Below are 888 nucleotides of genomic sequence, written 5' to 3'. Positions count from 1 at the left end.
CCGCTGCAGGGCGGGGCGGCCGACATCATCAAGCGCGCGATGGTCCGGCTGCCGCAGGCGCTGGCGGCGGCCAGCCTGGACGGGCGGCTGCTGCTGCAGGTCCATGACGAACTTCTGTTCGAGGTCCGGGCGGACCAGCAGGAAACGCTGGCCGCCCTGGTGAAACAGGTCATGGAATCGGCGGCCAGCCTGACGGTGCCGCTGGTGGTCGAGACCGGGGCCGGAGCGAATTGGGCGGACGCGCATTGATGCAGGACAGGGACAGGCGGCGGCTGATCATCGGGGGCGTCATCGCGCTGGCCGCGGTGGTGGGCGGGTACGGCACCTTTCGGATCATGGACCGGATGGGCCCGATCCTCTCGACCTACGGCAACGAGATCGGCGGGTCGTTCCGGCTAATCAGCGCCGCCGACGGCGAAGTGGCGGATACCGATTTCCTGGGCCGCTGGATGCTGGTCTATTTCGGCTACACCCATTGCCCGGACACGCAATGCGGGGCGACGCTGCACGCGATGGCCGGGGCGATGGACCTGATGGGCGCGCAGGCGCGGCTGGTGGCGCCGCTGTTCATCTCGGTCGATCCGATGCGCGATACGGCCGAACTGCTGCGGGCCTACACGCTGCGCTTCGGGCCGCACATCATCGCGCTCACCGGCGCGCCGAACATGATCAAGGCCGTGACGGCCGAATACCACGCCCCCTATGTCCGGCACCCCGGCGCCAACGGCGACTACGCCATGGAGCCGTCGCCGCGCATCGTCATCATGTCGCCCGAGGGTCGCTATGCCGGGACGGTCGAGGCCACGGCCACCGCCGGCCAGATCGCCGACCGCCTGCGCAGCCTGATGGCGACGCAATAAGAGTGGCAGGCGCGCGCGCGCGGTGCCT

The 888-nt window shown here is 69.8% G+C and carries 2 protein-coding genes; both read left to right on the top strand.

Going from position 1 to position 888, the window contains the following annotated elements:
• Positions 1–249: DNA polymerase (locus tag HUK84_RS20375; protein ID WP_176641820.1), on the top strand; the 249-nt coding region annotated here is incomplete at its 5' end.
• The gene (locus tag HUK84_RS20370) at positions 249–860 is read left to right on the top strand and encodes an SCO family protein (protein WP_176641819.1); all 612 of its coding nucleotides are present in this window, start codon (positions 249–251) and stop codon (positions 858–860) included. The genes HUK84_RS20375 and HUK84_RS20370, both read left to right, overlap by 1 nt.
• Positions 861–888: the final 28 nt, after the last annotated feature.

The organism is Nguyenibacter vanlangensis, assembly GCF_013376155.1.
In the GTDB taxonomy this organism is placed as follows: Bacteria; Pseudomonadota; Alphaproteobacteria; order Acetobacterales; family Acetobacteraceae; genus Gluconacetobacter; species Gluconacetobacter vanlangensis.
This window is presented reverse-complemented; position numbering and strand designations above follow the sequence as displayed.

Coding starts and splice junctions, on each gene's coding strand:
- HUK84_RS20370 (WP_176641819.1), top strand. CDS start 249: ATGCAGGACAGGGACAGGCGGCGGCTGATCATCGGGGGCGTCATCGCG.